General features: G+C 69.7%; 15 protein-coding genes. 8 read left to right on the forward strand and 7 right to left on the reverse strand.

What is annotated here, in order from left to right; all coding sequences use genetic code 11:
• Window positions 1–4: 4 nt before the first annotated feature.
• On the forward strand, window positions 5–745 hold the full coding sequence (locus tag ACFWXQ_RS27300; RefSeq protein WP_383937122.1) for an LON peptidase substrate-binding domain-containing protein: 741 nt from the start codon (window positions 5–7) through the stop codon (window positions 743–745).
• A gap of 65 nt (window positions 746–810) precedes the next feature.
• On the forward strand, window positions 811–1314 hold the full coding sequence (ybaK, locus tag ACFWXQ_RS27305; RefSeq protein ID WP_383937120.1) for a Cys-tRNA(Pro) deacylase: 504 nt from the start codon (window positions 811–813) through the stop codon (window positions 1312–1314).
• A 191-nt stretch (window positions 1315–1505) separates the two neighbouring features.
• Here ybaK and ACFWXQ_RS27310 read toward each other — a convergent pair whose 3' ends face one another.
• The 4 genes from ACFWXQ_RS27310 to ACFWXQ_RS27325 all read right to left on the reverse strand — a co-directional run bounded on the left by ACFWXQ_RS27310 (window position 1506) and on the right by ACFWXQ_RS27325 (window position 5565).
• Window positions 1506–2141, reverse strand: coding sequence for an AAA family ATPase (locus ACFWXQ_RS27310; protein ID WP_383937118.1), 636 nt, complete (start codon window positions 2139–2141; stop codon window positions 1506–1508).
• A gap of 34 nt (window positions 2142–2175) precedes the next feature.
• The gene (locus ACFWXQ_RS27315) at window positions 2176–3027 is read right to left on the reverse strand and encodes an ABC transporter permease (protein WP_383937116.1); all 852 of its coding nucleotides are present in this window, start codon (window positions 3025–3027) and stop codon (window positions 2176–2178) included.
• Between the two features lie 70 nt (window positions 3028–3097).
• Entirely contained in the window at window positions 3098–4129 is a 1032-nt protein-coding gene (locus tag ACFWXQ_RS27320) for an ABC transporter ATP-binding protein (protein ID WP_383937114.1), read from the reverse strand.
• Between the two features lie 212 nt (window positions 4130–4341).
• A complete protein-coding gene (locus ACFWXQ_RS27325) occupies window positions 4342–5565 on the reverse strand; it encodes an NYN domain-containing protein (protein WP_383937112.1) in 1224 nt (407 codons plus the stop codon).
• A gap of 224 nt (window positions 5566–5789) precedes the next feature.
• On the opposite strand from ACFWXQ_RS27325, the gene ACFWXQ_RS27330 reads away from it, so the two are divergent.
• Complete coding sequence (locus ACFWXQ_RS27330; protein ID WP_383937110.1) at window positions 5790–5969, forward strand: hypothetical protein; 180 nt, start codon at window positions 5790–5792, stop codon at window positions 5967–5969.
• Window positions 5970–6065: 96 nt separating this feature from the next.
• Here the strand turns inward: ACFWXQ_RS27330 and dnaE are convergent, their stop codons facing one another.
• Window positions 6066–9605 (reverse strand): DNA polymerase III subunit alpha, encoded by a 3540-nt coding sequence (gene dnaE / locus ACFWXQ_RS27335; protein WP_383937109.1) that lies wholly within the window; start codon window positions 9603–9605, stop codon window positions 6066–6068.
• 248 nt (window positions 9606–9853) lie between these two features.
• Between dnaE and ACFWXQ_RS27340 the strand changes: the two genes are divergently transcribed.
• The 4 genes from ACFWXQ_RS27340 to ACFWXQ_RS27355 all read left to right on the forward strand — a co-directional run bounded on the left by ACFWXQ_RS27340 (window position 9854) and on the right by ACFWXQ_RS27355 (window position 14563).
• Window positions 9854–11182, forward strand: a complete 1329-nt coding sequence (locus ACFWXQ_RS27340) for a DUF2252 domain-containing protein (protein ID WP_383937107.1) — start codon at window positions 9854–9856, stop codon at window positions 11180–11182.
• 68 nt (window positions 11183–11250) lie between these two features.
• On the forward strand, window positions 11251–11934 hold the full coding sequence (locus tag ACFWXQ_RS27345; RefSeq protein WP_383937106.1) for a hypothetical protein: 684 nt from the start codon (window positions 11251–11253) through the stop codon (window positions 11932–11934).
• A 46-nt stretch (window positions 11935–11980) separates the two neighbouring features.
• The gene (locus ACFWXQ_RS27350; protein ID WP_383937104.1) at window positions 11981–12781 is read left to right on the forward strand and encodes a DsbA family protein; all 801 of its coding nucleotides are present in this window, start codon (window positions 11981–11983) and stop codon (window positions 12779–12781) included.
• Window positions 12782–12904: 123 nt separating this feature from the next.
• Entirely contained in the window at window positions 12905–14563 is a 1659-nt protein-coding gene (locus ACFWXQ_RS27355; protein WP_383937101.1) for an alkaline phosphatase D family protein, read from the forward strand.
• A gap of 48 nt (window positions 14564–14611) precedes the next feature.
• Here the strand turns inward: ACFWXQ_RS27355 and ACFWXQ_RS27360 are convergent, their stop codons facing one another.
• Window positions 14612–15181 (reverse strand): dienelactone hydrolase family protein, encoded by a 570-nt coding sequence (locus tag ACFWXQ_RS27360; RefSeq protein WP_383937099.1) that lies wholly within the window; start codon window positions 15179–15181, stop codon window positions 14612–14614.
• A gap of 121 nt (window positions 15182–15302) precedes the next feature.
• On the opposite strand from ACFWXQ_RS27360, the gene ACFWXQ_RS27365 reads away from it, so the two are divergent.
• Complete coding sequence (locus ACFWXQ_RS27365) at window positions 15303–16424, forward strand: mechanosensitive ion channel family protein (RefSeq protein WP_383937097.1); 1122 nt, start codon at window positions 15303–15305, stop codon at window positions 16422–16424.
• Window positions 16425–16563: 139 nt separating this feature from the next.
• On the opposite strand, the gene ACFWXQ_RS27370 is transcribed toward ACFWXQ_RS27365, so the two are convergent.
• Window positions 16564–18150 (reverse strand): Na+/H+ antiporter, encoded by a 1587-nt coding sequence (locus ACFWXQ_RS27370; protein ID WP_383937164.1) that lies wholly within the window; start codon window positions 18148–18150, stop codon window positions 16564–16566.
• Window positions 18151–18156: the final 6 nt, after the last annotated feature.

Genomic DNA, 18156 nt, shown 5'->3' on the forward strand with positions numbered 1-18156 from the left:
CGTCGTGACCACCGTCCGGCTCCCCCTCTTCCCCCTGAACTCGGTGCTGTTCCCCGGGCTCGTACTGCCTCTGAACGTCTTCGAGGAGCGCTATCGCGCGATGATGCGCGAACTCCTGAAGACCCCCGAGGACGATCCGCGCCGGTTCGTCGTCGTCGCCATCCGCGACGGCCACGAGGTCGCGTCCACCGCGCCCGGTATGCCGGACCGGACCGCCGTACCCCAGCGCGGGCCCGCGGCCGGCTTCGGCGACGACCCGGCGAAGGCCTTCCACGAGGTGGGCTGTGTCGCGGACGCGGCGACCATCCGGGAACGGGCCGACGGCAGCTTCGAGGTGCTGGCCACCGGTACGACCCGGGTACGGCTGCTCTCCGTGGACGCCTCCGGTGCCTTTCTGACGGCCGAACTGGAGGAGCTGGAGGAAGACCCCGGCGAGGAGGCCGGCGCGCTGGCGGAAGGGGTGCTGCGGGCCTTCAGGCAGTATCAGAAGCGGCTCGCGGGGGCCCGGGAACGGTCCCTGTCGACCGGGGCCGAGCTGCCGGACGAGCCGGCCGTCGTCTCGTACCTGGTCGCGGCCGCCGCCATGCTCGACGTACCGGCGAAGCAGCGGCTGCTCCAGGCGCCGGACACGGCGTCCCGGCTCCGCGAGGAGCTGACGCTGCTGCGGGCGGAGACCGCGATCATCCGCAACCTTCCGTCGTTGCCCGCGTCGGAGCTGACGCGTGGCCCGACGAGTCTCAACTGACGCGGATCTCAACCGACACGGACCGGCAAGGGCAAGTGGACCGGCGAGGGCGAAGGGCACGGGTCTTGGCCAAGAAGTCGAAGAAGCAGCAGCAGCCGGGCGGGACGCCCGCGACCGTGGCGCTCACCGCGGCGGGCGTCGAGTTCACGGTCCACGCCTACGAGCACGATCCGTCGCATCCCTCGTACGGAGAGGAGGCGGCCGAGGCGATGGGCGTCTCTCCGGACCGGGTCTTCAAGACGTTGGTCGCGGACGTCGACGGTGAGCTCACCGTCGCCGTCGTGCCGGTGGCCGGCTCGCTCGACCTCAAGGCGCTGGCCTCGGCGGTGGGCGGCAAGCGGGCCGCGATGGCCGATCCGGCCGCCGCGGAGCGCTCCAGCGGGTACGTGCGCGGGGGGATCTCGCCGCTCGGGCAGCGCAGGCGGCTGCGTACGGTGCTGGACGCGTCGGCCTCGGCCCACGCCACCGTCTGTGTGTCCGCGGGGCGGCGGGGGCTTGAGGTGGAGCTTGCGCCGGGGGATCTGGCGAAGCTCACGAATGCGGTGGTTGCCGCCGTCGGGCGTGCGTGAACCCTCGACGGGGGGCCTGTTTTCGGTTAAGTACCGAGGGCATGTCGAAGAAGACGCGTAAGCGGAAGTGGCGGGTCAAGAAGGGGCGGTCGAACCACGGGCATCGCCCGGCGTAGGCGCTCCGGCGTTCCGCGGGGAGCGATTTTCGTCTGCGGGTGCGTGGGGGTTTGTCGCGCAGTTCCCCGCGCCCCTTACGGGCCGCTCGGCGGGTACTGGGGCTGGTCGTACGGGTCCGGGTCCCTCGGGGCGAACAGGGCCGTCAGGCCCAGGTGGACCAGGAGGGCCGAGACGGACCAGGCGAGCAGGGCGCCCTTGGCGTTGAGTTCGAGGGGGGCGTCGAAGGTGACGCCCTTGCCCGCCTCCTTGGCGTGGGCGATCACGTCCTGGGTGGGGCCGAGCCAGATGCCCAGGCGCCAGGCGAGCAGGGAGGCGAGGATGCCTCCGACGGTGAGCGCGACGATCAGCGGGATGCCGCCACGACGCCGCAGCAGGAAGACGACCACCGCGGTGACCAGGCCGAAGCCGACCGCGAGCAGGGAGAAGGTGCCGTCCACGCCGATGACCTGCTCCCCCTCGACATCCTTGGGGTAGACCGCCGCGCCGTCCGAGACCAGCGGCACACGCGGGGCCAGCCAGCACCACAGCAGCCCGAGCAGTACGCCGCCGATCGCCGTCGCGACCGTGATGACGGCGGCCTCCCGCAGTTCGGTCTTCATCCCGGGGCCGTCCTCCTCATGAACGGGCGCGTACCCGGGGGGCGGCGCCTGCCAGACGTGGTGCGGAGGCTGGTGGTTCGGCTGTGGAGGCGGAGTCAGCGGTGCGGTCACACCGACATCGTGCCAGGCCCGCCTGTCAGCCGCGTCACCGGACGGCCGCCCGGCGGTAGGCCCAGGTCGCCACGGCCAGCGAGGCGACGCCGACACCCGCGCACACCGCGAGGTCGAGCAGGACGACAGCCCAGTCGGGGTCCGCCCCGAAGGTCAGCACGAAGGCCTCGACGCCGTATGTGGAAGGCAGCAGGTCACGCGCGTACTGGACGACCATCGGCAGCCGGTCCGGCGGCAGTACGCCGAGCAGCAGCGCGGCGGACATGCCCAACTGTCCGAGCAGTGTGGCGAGTTCGGGCCGCGGGGCGAGCAGTCCGAGCGCCGCCCCGAGCCCGGCGAGCGCGGCGCCCGCGAGCGGGATGACGGCGATGAGGATCCACAGATGGGTCAGCGGCAGCCCGAAGAGCATGCAGCCGACCACGGCGGTGACGAGGGTCCCGGGCACAGTGAAGGAGGCGTACGCGGCGGCCGCGCCGAGCACGACGGCGGCGGGCGGCACGGGCAGCGTCGCGTAGTGGTCGAGGCCGCCGCTGGCGCGCAGCTGGCCGAAGTACTGGGCGAGCAGGTTGAGCGCCACGAACGCGACCACGAGGACCGACGAACCGGCCACCACGGCGTGTGCCTCGTCCCCGCCGTCCACGACCCCGCGCATCAGGACCATGATCCCGACGGACTGGAAGGTCGCCACGAACAGCAGCGGGATCCGGGCCACCCGGGCCCGGGAGAGCTGCGCCCGGTAGACGGCGGCCAGAGCCGGCCAGAGCCGCGCGCGCGGCCCGAGCCCTGCTACGGCACGGACTCCGTCCTCGGTGTCCGTGCCATCACCGGGCCGGCCCCCGTCCGCACGGGCTGCGCCGGGCAGGACCTCGGCGGGTACGACACTCACGTCGAGCGGCTCCTGTTCGCTTCGGCTGTCGTCCTGTACCTGTTCCGTACGGCTGTGGAGGCCCGCACGCTCATGCCTTGACCAACCCCCGTACGTTTCCTGCGCTGCCGCCCAGCGCCAGGTACACGTCCTCCAGGCTCGGCGTGGCGAGCGTGAAGTCGTCCAGGGCCGCGAAGGCGGCGCCGCCGGTGACGGCCGCCACGGCCGCGCGGGCCTCCTCGGGGGCGAGCCGCAGCGACCAGCGACGGCCCGACTCTACGGCCCGGTCGCGCAGGGCGGCGACCTCGGGCACGTCGAGGGGCGCTCGCTCGCGCCAGACGAGTTCGAGGCGCACCTCGCCGGCGACCTGCTCCTTGAGCCCGGAGGGGGTGTCGCAGGCGATGACACGGCCCCGGTCGAGGACGGCGACGCGGTCGAGGACCGTCTCCGCCTCGATGACGTTGTGGGTGACCAGGAGGACCGTCGTGGCGTGCTCGACCCGGCGCCGGTCGACGGCTCCCCAGACGGCACGGCGGGCGATGGGGTCCATGCCGGTGGTCGGCTCGTCGAGGACGAGGAACGGGCGGGCGCCGACGAGCGTGGTGGCGAAGCAAGCAAGCCGCCGCTGCCCGCCGGACAGCTTCTTGAGCGGCCGGGAGGCGAGCGCGGTGAGCCCCAGCTCCTCCAGGACCGTGTCCCGCTCGGCCCGCGCGCTGCGTACGTCCAGGCCGCGCAGCCGCCCGGTGGTCTCCGCGGCGAGCGACACGGTCAGCTCGTCGAGCGCGGTGGACTCCTGTCCCAGGTACGCGAGGATCCGCGCCGCCCGCTCGGGGTGGCGCACGATGTCGTGCCCGAGGATCTCGACACTGCCGCGGTCGGGACGCATCAGCCCGGTCAGCTGCCGTACGAGGGTGGTCTTGCCCGCTCCGTTCGGCCCGAGCAGCCCGAAGATCTCACCTCGCCGGATGTCGAGCCGCACCCCGTCGGTGGCCCGCACCTCGGGCGTCCCGGGCGCTCCGCGCCGCCCCCGCACCGCCGGATAGGTCTTCGTCAGATCCCGCACCGCGCACACGACATCCCCACCGTGCCCATCCCGGACTCCCTGTGCGGCGCGCGTACTCACGAGGACTGAGGGTACGGGGTCCCAACCCCCCGACGACGCCCGGGGCGGGCATACCCCCAATATCGGCCCCCACAGGGGGCGCGAGGAACTGCGCGCCCAACCCCCACAAACCCGCGGTCAAAGACGCAAGGCCAAGGCCCCTTCAGGGGCGCGGGGAACTGCGCGACCAGCCCCCACCCAGCCGCAGACAACACACAACCTCAGCCAACCCCCTACTCCCCTGCGGGAGCATGCTCCGCCGCGGTCCGCACATCGATCTCCCGCCAGAACCCCGCCCGAATCGCATACCGATCATGCTCATCGATCTGATCGTCCTTGTGCGCAAGCAGCCCGAACCGAGCCGCATACCGCAACAACTCCCCGTCAATGCGATGCGGCACCCGCGGATACATCGTCGACAGCTTCTGCAACTGGGCCTGGTCCGACAACCGCCCCATCCACCGCCGAGCGAACACCTGCCCGACCTCGTACGGATCCCCGCCCACCGTCGTGATGTCCTCCTCACGATCGGCCCACCGCTGCTCGGCCGACGTGAGCTGCGCGAGCGTCGGCAGCAGCGCCGCCTCCGCGGACTCCGCGGCGGTACCGGGCCGGTCGACCCACCCCTTGTCGGAGGACCACCGAAGCGTCGCGTTGGCGGGCTGCGGATGCGCATGCGTCGCCCCGGGCGCCCGCAACGCGGCCAGATCCTTGGGCGTAGGAACGCCCCCCTTGGCGGCCGGCGCCCTCTCCTCCGTGCCGTTCTCATTGGACGCGGCCTGCGCATGCTCGGCATCCCGCGAGGGCCGCTCCCCCGAGGAGCTCAGCGCGGACTCGGGCAGCGGCGCGGAGAGGATCGCGGCGATCTCGGGACGCGGAACGGGCGGAGGCGCGCAGACCCCGCCGAGATCCTTGGCCTGTACCGCCTTGGTGATCCAGATGCGGTCCAGGACACGCCGCTCGTCGGCCTCGGCGACAAGGTCCTCGGACTGGTTGTAGTCGCCGTCGGCAGCCTGCACGGCCCACAGATGCACGGCGACCCCGTGCTCCTTCGCGGCCATCATGCCGGGCAGCAGATCCCCGTCCCCGGTGACGAGCACGACGTCCGAGCAGGCACGGTTGCGCGCCAGCTCCGTGAGCTCGGCGTGCATGGCGGCGTCCACGCCCTTCTGCGCCCAGCGCCCGTCGCTGCGGGTCAGCGCGCCCAGGCGCACCGTGACCCGCGGCATCACCCGCAGTCTGCGGTGCTCGGGCTGCGGTACGCGGTCGGGGGCGCCGTCGAACCAGTAGATGCGCAACAGGGGCCGTTCCGTGTCGGACTCGGCGCGCTCGCGCAGGCCCTGGATGAGGGCGGCGTGGTCGACGGTGATCCGGGAGCGGGAGGAATCCCCGGCGAGGAGACTGGCAGCAGCCCCGAGCAGGTACCCGGCGTCCACCAGGACAATGCAGCGGTCCACGCGATCCACCCTCTTTCCGGGAGGTTTGCTTCGGGCTTCCTTCGAGTCTGCCCGACCCTGCGGAGGTTAACGGCCGGAACTCGATCTTCGGCGTGGCGGATCGGGATATCACTCACCGACAGGGCTTATTACGCACGGTAATTCTCCGAAATGCGCTTGTTGTCGCGCTATGTGAGTCTGGTCCCGGCCCTGGCCCCGAGAACCCCCGTAGGAGGCAGATCACCATGGCCAAGAACAAGAACCGCAAGCACGGCGGGCAGCAGGACCGCTCCTCGCAGGCCGAGCGCGCGCAGGAGCAGGCGGACCGGTCCTCGGCGGAGGCGCAGCAGTCGCCGATGTCGCAGGCCCAGGGCAGCCCCGCCGACGTTGCCCGCAAGCACCAGAAGCGCTTCGGCCACAACTGAGGCCCGCGCGAAGCTGGTTGAGGGCTGCTGAAGCCCCGTACGCGACGAGGGGCGCATCCGTCACGGATGCGCCCCTCTCGTACCTCGATGTTCGGTTCAGCCCGCCAGGCAGGACGGCCCGAGCAGCACTTTCAAGTCACCGAAGAGCGCGGGGTCCGGCTTCACCCGGTGCCGGTCGAGCCGCAGGACCGTGGTCTTGCTCGGGCCCTGGAGCCTGATCCGCACCTCGCTCTCGCCCTTGTGATGGCTGAGGATCTCGCCGAGCCTGCTGATCATCGGCGGGGTGACCTTCAGCGCCGGGATGGTGAGGATCACGGGCGCGTTGGTGCCCGCGTTCGACAGGTCCGGGACCTGGAGTTCCATCGCGACGAGCCGGGGCACGTCCTCGCGCTTGTCGAGACGTCCCTTGACGAACACCACCGCGTCCTCGACGAGTTGGGTCGACACCAGCTGATAGGTCGCCGGGAAGAACATGCACTCGATGGAGCCCGCGAGGTCCTCGACGGTGGCGATCGCCCAGGCGTTGCCCTGCTTGGTCATCTTGCGCTGCAGACCGGAGATGATCCCGCCGATGGTGACGACCGCGCCGTCCGAGTGCTCACCGCCGGTGAGCTGGGCGATGCCCGCGTCGGCCTTGTCGGAGAGCACGTGCTCCAGGCCGAAGAGCGGGTGGTCGGAGACGTACAGGCCGAGCATCTCCCGTTCCTGGGCGAGCAGGTAGGCCTTGTCCCACTCGTCGGTGGTGAACTCGACGTCGAGCCCGAAGCCGGGCTCGCTGCTGTCGTCCTCGCCCATGCCGCCAAAGAGGTCGAACTGACCCTCGGCCTCCTTGCGCTTGACCGCGACCACGTTGTCGATCATCGGCTCGAAGTGCGCGGTGAGGCCCTTGCGGGTGTGCCCCATCGTGTCGAACGCGCCGGCCTTGATCAGCGACTCCGTGGTGCGCTTGTTGCACGCGGCCGCCTCGACCTTGTCGAGATAGTCGGGGAACGAGCCGTACTTCCCCTTGGCCTTGCGGCTGCGGATGATCGACTCGACGACGTTCGTACCGACGTTGCGCACCGCCGAGAGGCCGAAGAGGATCACGTCGTCGCCCTGCGCGGCGAAGTTCTGCTCGGACTCGTTGACGTTCGGCGGCAGGACCTTGATCTTCATGCGCCGGCACTCGTTGAGATAGACCGCCGACTTGTCCTTGTCGTCCTTGACCGAGGTGAGCAGCGCGGCCATGTACTCGGCCGGATAGTTCGCCTTCAGGTAGGCCGTCCAGTACGACACCAGTCCGTACGCGGCGGAGTGCGCCTTGTTGAAGGCGTAGCCGGCGAAGGGGACCAGCACGTCCCACAGGCCCTGGATCGCCTCGTCGCTGAAACCCTTGTCCCGGGCGCCCTTCTGGAAGAGGACGAAGTTCTTGGCCAGTTCGTCGGGCTTCTTCTTGCCCATCACGCGGCGGAGGATGTCGGCCTCGCCGAGCGAGTACCCGGCGATGATCTGGGCGGCCTTCTGGACCTGCTCCTGATAGACGATCAGGCCGTAGGTGACCGCAAGGACTTCCTCGAGCGGCTCCTCCAGCTCCTTGTGGATCGGCGTGATCTCCTGGCGCTTGTTCTTGCGCTCCGCGTAGTTGATGTGCGAGTTCATGCCCATCGGGCCCGGCCGGTAGAGGGCCGAGACGGCGGAGATGTCCTCGAAGTTGTCGGGCTGCATCTGGCGGAGCAGCGAGCGCATCGGGCCGCCGTCGAACTGGAAGACGCCGAGGGTGTCACCGCGGCAGAGCAGTTCGAAGGTCTTGGGGTCGTCGAGCGGGAGGGCGAGCATCTCCAGGTCGATGCCCTTGTTGGCCTTCACCATCTTGATGGCGTCGTCCATGATCGTGAGGTTGCGCAGGCCGAGGAAGTCCATCTTCAGCAGGCCGAGCGACTCGCACTGCGGGTAGTCCCACTGTGTGATCGTCACTCCGTCGGTGTGCCGCACCCAGATCGGGGCGTGGTCGACGATGGGCTCGCTGGACATGATCACGCCGGCCGCGTGCACACCCATCTGCCGGACCAGTCCCTCGACGCCCTTCGCGGTGTCGATGACCTTCTTCACGTCCGGCTCGTTCTCGTACATCCCCCGGATCTCGCCCGCCTCGCCGTAGCGCGGGTGCTTGGGGTCGGTGATGCCGTTCAGGTCGATGCCCTTGCCGAGGACGTCGGCGGGCATGGCCTTGGTGAGCCGGTCGCCCATCGCGTACGGATAACCCAGCACGCGCGCCGAGTCCTTGATGGCGTTCTTCGCCTTGATCTTTCCGTACGTGCCGATCATCGCGACCTTGTCGGCCCCGTACTTCTCCGTCACATACCTGATCACTTCGACGCGCCTGCGCTCGTCGAAGTCGATGTCGACATCGGGCATGGAGACACGCTCGGGGTTGAGGAACCGCTCGAAGATCAGACCGTGCGGGATCGGGTCGAGGTCGGTGATGCCCATGGCGTACGCGACGATCGAACCGGCCGCGGAACCACGGCCCGGGCCGACCGCGATGCCCTGCTTCTTGGCCCACATGATGAAGTCGGCGACGACGAGGAAGTACCCCGGGAACCCCATCTGGATGATGACGTCCATCTCGTACTCGGCCTGCTTCTGGCGGTCGTCGGGGACGCCGCCGGGGAAGCGGCGCTCCATCCCGAGGCGCACCTCCTCCTGGAACCAGGTGACCTCGGTGAAGCCTTCGGGGATGTCGAACTTCGGCATGAGGTTCTTCGCCTCGAACATGCCCGTCGTGTCGATCTGCTCGGCCACCAGGAGGGTGTTCGCACACCCCTCCTGCCAGGCCTCCGACGAGTCGACGGCGTACATCTCGTCCGTCGACTTCAGGTAGTAACCGGTCCCGTCGAACCGGAAGCGGTCCGGATCGGAGAGGTTCTTGCCGGTCTGGATGCACAGCAGCGCGTCGTGCGCGGTCGCCTCGTGCGCGTACGTGTAGTGCGAGTCGTTCGTCACCAGTGGCGGGATGCCCAGCTTCTTGCCGACCCGCAGCAGGTCGTCACGGACCCGGCTCTCGATCTCGATGCCGTGGTCCATCAGCTCCAGGAAGTACCGGTCCTTGCCGAAGATGTCCTGGTACTCCGAGGCCGCCTTCACCGCCTCGTCGAACTGGCCGAGGCGCAGCCGGGTCTGCAGTTCGCCGGAGGGACATCCCGTGGAGGCGATCAGCCCCTCGGACCACTGGGAGATGGTCTCCTTGTCCATCCGCGGCCACTTCTGCAGCCAGCCCTCGGCGTACGCGTCCGAGGACAGCCGGAACAGGTTGTGCAGCCCGGTCCGGTTCGCCGCCCAGATCGTCTTGTGTGTGTAACCACCGGAGCCGGAGACGTCGTCCCGCTTCTGATGCGGCTGACCCCACTTGATCTTCCGCTTGTTGCGCCGCGACTCGGGGGCGACGTACGCCTCGATGCCGATGATCGGCGTGACGCCCGCCTTCTTGGCCGAGTGGAAGAAGTCGTACGCCCCGTGCAGGTTGCCGTGGTCGGACATCGCGATATGGGTCATGCCCATCTCGTTGCACGCGTCGAACATGTCCTTCAGCCGCGCGGCACCGTCCAGCAGCGAGTACTGGGTGTGGACGTGCAGGTGCGTGAACGGCGGCTTTGACACGGCTTCGGCCTCCAAGAAGAACTGGCGTCGACGAGCTCCCCAACAGGCTGCGCACAGTCCGGGGGACAGCGTCGAAGTCTATGCCGGAGCACTGACACTCGGAGCGGTCTCCCCCGTACCTTCGTGAGGGGAGAACGGGCACTCCCGCGTACCTTCGTCCGTTGGAGAATGACGGAGGCATCCGCTCCGGCGGACGGCACTTTCCGTCCCACTCGTCATGCACCACCTGCACCAGGAGGCACCAAGCGATGTCGGTTCCGCAGCTCAGCGCCGAGCAACGCGGCGAACAGATCCTCGCCGTATTCGACACCGCCTTCGGCGAACTGCTGGCCGCAGACCCGGCCGCGTTCCGCGTGAAGTTCCGGAAGATGGCGGCCTCCGCGTTCGCCTTCTACCGCGGCACGGCCGGCCTCTTCTACCACGACCTGGAGCAGGAGAAGCGGGGCGGTCCGTACCTGGACGAGCGCACCTCGCGCGTGTGGATCCACGGCGACCTGCACGCGGAGAACTTCGGCACGTACATGGACGCCCAGGGGCGCCTGATCTTCAACGTGAACGACTTCGACGAGGCGTATGTCGGCCCCTTCACCTGGGACCTCAAGCGCCTCGCGGCCTCGGTGGCCCTGATCGGCTACGCGAAGGCGCTGAGCGACGAACAGATCACCGACCTCGTCCGGACGTACGCGGCGGCCTACCGCGAGCGCATCCACGCCCTGGCGACGGGCGCCAAGAGCGACGAGGTACCGCCCTTCACGCTGGACACCGCCCAGGGCCCGCTCCTGGACGCCCTGCGCGACGCCCGCTCGCTGACCCGCTTCGGGCTGCTGGACTCGATGACCGAGATCCGTGACTTCGAGCGCCGCTTCGCGCCCGGCGGCGGCTCCATCGAGCTGGACGCGGCGACCCGCTACAAGGTCCTCGCCGCCTTCGACGGCTATCTGGAGACGCTGCCGGAGTCCTCGCTGAGCCGCCCGGACTCGTACCGCGTGAAGGACGTGGTCGGCAGGCGCGGCATCGGTATCGGCTCGGCGGGCCTGCCGTCGTACAACATCCTTCTGGAGGGCAACAGCGACGCCCTGGAGAACGATGTGGTGATCTACATCAAGCAGGCCCAGACCCCGGCCGTCTCCCGGCACATCACGGACTCCTCGATCCGTGAGTACTTCCAGCACGAGGGCCACCGCACGGTGATCTCCCAGCGCGCCCTCCAGGCGCACGCGGACCCGTGGCTGGGCTGGACCGAGCTGGACGGCGCGGGCCAGCTCGTCGCCGAGGTCTCGCCGTACGCGGTGGACCTGGACTGGGGCGACATCGACGACCCGGAGGAGATCGCGGCGGTCGTCGCGGACCTCGGCCGCTCCACCGCCACCATGCACGCGGCGGCGGACGACGAGAGCGGCCACTCGGAGCTGGTGCCGTTCTCCACGGAGCGCGCCATCGACGCGGCGATCGCGGGCGACGAGGACAGCTTCGGCGACCTCCTTGTCGACTTCGCGCACGAGTACGGCGCACGGGCACGTGCCGACCACCAGATCTTCGTGGACCTTTTCCGTAACGGCCGGATTCCGGGTCTGTAGGCATCGCACAACGCACAGGAACCCTTTAGGGACCTCTTACAGGAGTACGTGGGACACTCTCCACCGCTATGGACATATCCGGGACCCAGCTCAGAGCCGTGCGCGCGGCGCTGTTCACGGCACTCGTCGTGACACTCAGCACCGCGTCGCACGTGCTGCTGTCCCAGGTCCCGCTGCCGCTGACCACCGTGGCCGTGATCGCGGGTGCCGTCTTCGTCGTCGCGTACGCGCTGGCGGGCCGTGAGCGCGGCTTCGGGCGGATCGCCGCCCTGCTGATCCCGCTGGAGCTGGCCGCCGACACGCTGTTCACCGCCGGCCAGCACGCCTGTTACGGCAAGGCGGGCGGCCCGGTCGCGGGCCCGCTGCGCTCGGTCGGTTTCGACGTGCTGTGCGGCGGCGAGGTCGGCACCCCGCTGGCGCGGGTCACGGGCGGCGAAACCCAGCCCGCCGCGGCCCTGCTCGCGAACGCCGACCCGGCCGCCGCCTGGCTGCTGCTCGGCGCGCACATCGGTGTGGGCCTGCTCGCGGCCGCCTGGCTGCGGCGCGGCGAGCGGGCCCTGGCCCAGCTCCTGGACGCCGTGGCCGCGGCCACCTTCCGGCCCCTGCTGATCGCGGTCGCCGCGGTGACCGTCCACTTCACTCCCGTACGCCGGCTGCCGCGCCCCACGCACCGGGTCGCCGCCACGCGTACGCGCCTCTTCGTGCACTCCCTGGGACGGCGTGGACCGCCGTGCTCGGCCGTATTCGCCTGAGCACGCCAGTCCCCATCAACCTGTCATCACCACGGAGAACACCATCATGAGCAAGAGGAACAGCCAGGCGGCGAAGTCGGCGGCCCGTGAGCGGCTGCGCGTCGAGCGCGAGCGTCAGGCCAAGCGCGAGAAGGTCAGGCGGCAGGCCATCGTCGCCGGTTCGATCGTCGCGGTGCTCGCGATAGCCGGCGGCATCGGCTACGCCGTCGTACAGAACAACGAGCCCTCGAAGTGGGACGCGGCCGCCGACGCGAAGGTCGTCGCCCCCGCCAACACCAGTGGCACGAACGGCACGACCATCGTGGCCGGCGACTCCAAGACCAAGAACACGGTCCACCTCTACGAGGACGCGCGCTGCCCGGCCTGCGCCTCCTTCGAGCAGACGGTCGGCGAGACCGTCAACAAGGGCATGACGGACGGCGACTACAAGCTGTCCTTCACCCTCGGCACCTTCCTCGACGGCAACCTCGGCGGCGACGGCTCGAAGAACGCCCTGAGCGCGCTCGGCGCCGCGCTGAACGTGAGCACCGACGCGTTCCTGGAGTACAAGACCGCGCTGTACTCGACGAAGTACCACCCCGAGGAGACGACGGACGAGTTCTCCAAGGACAGCTACCTGATCAAGGTGGCGGACACGGTGGACGCGCTGAAGGACAACAAGAAGTTCCAGGACGCCGTCGAGAAGGGCACGTACGACGCCTGGGCGATGAGGATGAGCAAGACCTTCGACACCGCCAAGGATGTCGACTCGACGCCGACCATCAAGATCAACGACAAGGTGATCAAGAACCCGAGCACCGTCGCCGACTGGGAGAAGTCCCTCAAGGACGCGGGCGTCACCAAGTAGCGCGAGCAACGCGCGCGACGCAAGTTACGCACGGCGAAAGGGCGGGCGAACTCTTCCGGGTTCGCCCGCCCTTCACGTTTTCTGCCTTACCGAAAGCGCTACCCGTCAGTAATCTGATCGGCCGTGACCAGTCGACTCAGATCCCTCTCCAGCCCCGACTCCCCCGCCCCGAGCCGCCGTACGGTGGTCAAGGCGGCCGCGGCCACCGCCGTGCTCGGAGCCCCGCTCGCCGCCGCACTGCCGGCCCGCGCCGCCGAGGCCCCCGCCTTCCTGCACGGCGTCGCCTCCGGTGACCCCCTGCCGGACGGCGTCCTGCTGTGGACCCGCGTGACACCCACACCCGAGGCGACACCCGGCTCCGGTCTCGGCCCGGACGTCCAGGTCGGCTGGACGGTGGCCACGGACAAGGCGTTCACGAACGTCGTCGCGAAGGGCTCCACCACCGCGACCGCCGCCTCCGACCACACCGTCAAGGCCGACATCCGCGGTCTGAAGCCCGCCACGGCCTACTGGTTCCGCTTCTCCAGCGGCGGCACGGACTCACCGGCCGCCCGCACCCGCACCGCCCCGGGCCATGACGCGGCCGTGGCCGGGATGCGCTTCGGCGTGGTGTCCTGCGCCAACTGGGAAGCCGGCTACTTCTCCGCCTACCGGCACCTGGCCGCGCGCGGCGACCTGGACGCCTGGCTGCATCTGGGCGACTACATCTACGAGTACGGCACCGGCGAGTACGGGACGCGCGACACCGTCGTACGCCCGCACGCCCCCGCGCACGAGATAGTCAGCCTCGCCGACTACCGCACCCGGCACGGCCGTTACAAGACCGACCCCGACCTTCAGGCCCTGCACGCGGCCGCCCCCGCCATCGCGATCTGGGACGACCACGAGATCGCCAACGACGCCTGGTCGGGCGGTGCCGAGAACCACACCGAGGCTGCGGAGGGTGCCTGGTCCGCCCGCCAGTCGGCCGCCAAGCAGGCCTACTTCGAGTGGATGCCGGTGCGGCCCGCGATCGAGGGGACCACCTACCGGCGGCTGCGCTTCGGCAAGCTGGCCGATCTCTCACTGCTCGACCTGCGCTCCTACCGCTCGCAGCAGGTGAAGGTCGGCAACGGCTCGGTGGACGACCCGGACCGTACGCTCACCGGCCGGGCCCAGCTCGACTGGCTGAAGGCGGGTCTGAAGTCCTCCGACACCAGCTGGCGGCTGGTCGGCAACTCCGTCATGATCGCGCCGTTCGCCCTCGGCTCGCTCTCCGCCGAACTCCTGAAACCGCTCGCCGAGCTGCTCGGACTGCCCAAGGAGGGCCTCGCTCTCAACACCGACCAGTGGGACGGCTACACCGACGACCGCCGCGAACTGCTCACGCATCTGCGGGACAACGCGATCCGCAACACGGTCTTCCTCACCGGCGACATCCACATGGCCTGGGCCAACGACGTGCCGTACAACGCCGGTACGTATCCGCTGTCGGCGTCCGCCGCCACCGAGTTCGTCGTCACGTCGGTGACCTCCGACAACCTCGACGACCTCGTCAAGGTCCCGGAGGGCACGGTCTCCGCCCTCGCCTCACCGCTGATCCGGGCCGCCAACCGGCACGTCCACTGGGTCGACACCGACCGCCACGGCTACGGCGTCCTGGACCTCACCACCGAGCGGGCGCAGATGGACTACTACGTGCTGTCCAGCCGCACGTCCGCGAACGCGACCGCGTCCTGGGCCCGTTCCTACCGCACGCGCAGCGGCACGCAGAAGGTGGAGCGGGTGTACGACCCGGTCTGATCCGGCACCGACGGAGCCCGTCATAGCGCCCGCCGGACCGCGGCCGCGCTACAGGCTGTCGAGGAAGCCGAGCGCCACCTGCCAGGTGGCCTCGGCGGCCTCCTTGTCGTAGTCCGGCAGACCGGGGTCGGTGTAGAGATGCCCGGCGCCCGCGTATCTGTAGATCTCCACGTCGGCGCCCGCCTTCCCCATCTGCAGATACCAGGCGCTCAGCCAGTCGTCGGGCTCGAAGGCGTCCGGCTCCGCGACGTGCAGCTGGACCGGCAGATCGTCCACCGAGGCGTTCGGCGCGAGGTCGGACGTGCCGTGCAGGAGCAGCAGCCCGCGGGCCTTGCTGTCGCCGAGCGCGAGGGTCTGGGCGGTCGCCGCGCCGAGCGAGAACCCGGCGTACACGATCCCCCGGTCCGAGTACGGAGCCGCGGCCAGGATCGCGCGCTTCAGCAGCTCCTCCTTGCCGAGCTCGTCCTTGAAGGCCCTGCCCTCCTCGACGGTCTCGAAGGTACGCCCGTCGAAGAGATCGGGCGTCCACACCTCGTGTCCCGCCGCGCGCAGCCGGTCCGCCGCGTCACGCACCGCGGGCCGAAGCCCGTAGGTCGAATGGAAGAGCATGATGTTCATGAGCCCATGGTGCCAGCCGCCACCGACAATGCCGGGGCCGGGCGGGACCGGGTGACGGCTACGGACGATGGGGCCGAGACCACATGTTCATGACGGCCCCTGTCCGGTTACGGTCGAGGGCATGGAGAACGTGCTGCGCCCGCTGATCGTCGTCGGCGGCTCGCTCGTACTGACGCTGCTGGTCGGCTGGATCGCCGACCTGCTGCTGAAGCGTGCCGTCCAACGCCACCAGGAGGTCCCTCTGTGGGGCCTGCTGCGCCGCTGCCGCCTGCCACTGCAGGTCGTGATGTGCACGGCGCTGCTGAGAGGGTCGTACGACCAGGCCGAGATCGCCGTCGATCACTCCGCCGGGATCGGCCAGATCCTGACGCTGGTCCTCATCGGCTCCACGGCCTGGCTGGTGATCCGTATCGCGACGGCGATCGTCGACTCCTCGTACTCCCGCTACGCCAACGCCCACCGCGATCCGGCCCGCGTCCGCCGAGTCCGTACGCAGGTGACGCTGATCCAGCGTGTGGTGTCGGCGATCGTCGGTGTGGTCGCGGTCGCCGCGATGCTGCTGACGTTCCCCGCGATGCGCGCGGCCGGCGCCTCGCTGCTCGCCTCGGCCGGCATCCTCGGCATCGTCGCCGGTGTGGCCGCGCAGTCCACACTCAGCAACATGTTCGCCGGGCTGCAGATCGCCTTCGGCGACATGGTGCGGATCGGCGACACAGTTGTGGTGGACGGCGAGTGGGGCACGGTCGACGAGATCACCCTGACCTTCCTGACCGTCCGCACCTGGGACGAGCGCCGGATCACCATGCCGGTCTCGTACTTCACGTCCCAGCCGTTCGAGAACTGGTCCCGCGGCGGTGTGCAGATGACCGGCACGGTCTTCTTCCACGTGGACCACAGCGCACCCGTCGAGGAGATGCGCGACAAGCTCCGCGACATCCTCCGCGAGTGCCCCGCCTGGGACGGCCGCGACTACGGCCTCGCCGTCACCGACGCCACCCCCAGCACCATCGAGGTGCGCGCCCTGGCCACTGCGAAGGACGCCGACGACATCTGGACGGTCCGCGTCACCGTCCGCGAACAGATGATCCGCTGGCTGACCGCCAACCACCCCTACGCCCTGCCCCGCGTCAACACGGCCGACGCGATCCTCCCCCCGGGCACCCACCCGAACGGCAACGAGGACAGGCCCCCACGAACAACACGGGGCCGAGCGGTGGAACCACCGAGGACGGGCCGGGGCTAGGCGCCCCAAAGGGGCGCGGGGAACGGCGCGCTCAGCCACAACGAACGCACACCCGCCGACGAACACGAGCCCCCACAAGAAACCAGCACTTTCCAGGCGGGGTTGAAACGGGCGGCGCGGGCGGGAAAGAACCCCGCGATCACCGAAGGCTCCGCACATCCAGATGCCGCAACACCCGGTCCACCACCTCAGGATCGGCCCCGGCCTCACTCCGCGCCGCCAACACCTCATGGCGAGCCGCGGACAACATCTCCCCCTGAATCCGCCGAACCCTCTTGATCCGCCGAACCCGATGCTCGTGCCCCTCCCGCCGCTCGTCCTCCCCCATGTCGGGACTGATCCGGAACCCGATGTCGAAGGCCCGCCGCAACAACTGCTCGGAAAGCTCCTCCGGCAGTTCCTCGACCTCCTCGATCTCCCGCAGCCGCCGCTTCGCCGCCTTCGCCGCCCGCAGGGCCAGCGCCTTCTCGAACTCCTGCTCCCGATCCGTGTCGGCCCGCACATCCAGCTTCCGGACCAGCCACGGCAGACTCAGCCCCTGCACCACGAGCGTCGCCATGATCACGCCGAACGCGATGAACACCATCTCGTCCCGGTCGGGAAACGGCGCCCCGCTGTCCGTCTCCAGCGGAATGGCCAGCGCGAGGGCCACGGAGGCCACTCCGCGCATCCCGGCCCACCACATGACGACGGTCTCCCGCCAGCTCGTCGGGATGTCCTCGTCGTGGTCCCGTTTCGCGTGCAACCGCTTCGTCAGCCAGGTCGCGGGCAGCAGATACGCCAGCCGTACGAACACGACGACCCCCACGATCGCGGCGGCCCACCCGAGCATCTCCCCCCACCGCCCGGACGCCGTCCTGATCGCGTTGTGCAGTTCGAGCCCGATGAGTCCGAACGCCACCCCGGTGACCAGCGTGTCGACGATGTCCCAGAACGTGTGCCCGGCCAGCCGCGTCATCACGTCGTCGGCGTCGTTCGCGTACTCCGCCAGGAACAACGCCGTGGTGAGCACCGCAAGCACCCCGGACCCGTGCAACTCCTCGGCCAGCACGTACGAGGCGTACGGCACGATCAGGGTCAGCCCGATCTGCAGCGTCGGGTCCCCGAGGTAGTCCATCAGCCGGTTGGTGCCCCACCCGAGCCCGAAACCCATCGCCACGGCGACGACGGCGGACAGCAGGAAGTCGAGCGCGGCACTCGGCAGCGAGAAGGTGCCGCTGACGGCCGCGGCGATGGCGACGTGGTACAGCACGATGGCCGTCACGTCGTTGAACAGCCCCTCGCCCTCCAGGATCGACACCAGCCGGCGCGGCAGCCCGAGCTTGCCCGCGACGGCGGTCGCCGCGACCGGGTCGGGCGGCGCCACCAGCGCACCGAGCGCCACGGCGGCGGCGATCGGCAGCCCGGGCACGATCGCGTGGGCGACCACGGCCACCACGGCGGTGGTGACGAACACCAGCGCCACGGCGAGCAGGAAGATCGGCCGTTTGTTGGCCGTGAACTGCCGCCAGGAGGTACGTCGTACGGCGGCGTACAGCAGCGGCGGCAGCAACGCGGGCAGAATCAGCTCGGGCGGAATATCCACGTTCGGTACGAAATCGAGGACGGCCAGCACGATTCCGAGCAGCGTCATCAGCACCGGCGACGGAAGCCCGAGCCGGTCCCCCAACGGGACACTCAGCACAGCCCCGAGCAACATCACGAACAACAGGGCCAACTGATCCACGGTCAG

The sequence above is a fragment of the Streptomyces sp. NPDC058697 genome, assembly GCF_042715345.1.
GTDB classification, from domain to species: Bacteria; Actinomycetota; Actinomycetes; order Streptomycetales; family Streptomycetaceae; genus Streptomyces; species Streptomyces liliifuscus.